The organism is Ochrobactrum sp. C6C9 (assembly GCF_022627935.1).
Taxonomy (GTDB): domain Bacteria; phylum Pseudomonadota; class Alphaproteobacteria; order Rhizobiales; family Rhizobiaceae; genus Brucella; species Brucella teleogrylli.
Genome location: NZ_JABXGB010000112.1, coordinates 1 through 385, shown reverse-complemented (window position 1 = coordinate 385; position 385 = coordinate 1). Strand labels below are relative to the sequence as shown.

Sequence of the window (385 nt, the reverse complement as noted above, 5' to 3'; positions counted from 1 at the left end):
GAAGATGATATCTGATGTCTGCATCGCCAAAATTTACGCCCAAACCGTCAGGCAGGCAACTGCAGCCCAGTTAACGTGACAACACCGTGACAACTATCCCGCTGTGAAGAAACTCTTTGCCGATGGCGGATATGCTGGCGAAAAGCTAACAACTGCTGTGGCACATATCGAAGCGCTGGCAATTGAAATCGTCAAGCGCTCCGATCAGGTCAGGGGCTTTGTAGTTTTGCCCAAACGGTGGATCGTCGAGCGAACCTTCGCCTGGCTCAATCGCTGCCGCCGTCTGGCAAAAGACTGGGAGGCCTCAGTTGCATCCGCAGAGGCATGGATGTTCATCTCGTCAATCAGGCGAATGACACGGCGTATCGCAAGGCTCGAATTTTGA

At 53.0% G+C, this 385-nt stretch carries 1 pseudogene; it reads left to right on the top strand.

From position 1 onward, the window contains the following. Positions 1–85 precede the first annotated feature (85 nt). A pseudogene (locus HWD97_RS24290) lies at positions 86–385 on the top strand (transposase); the annotation flags it as partial.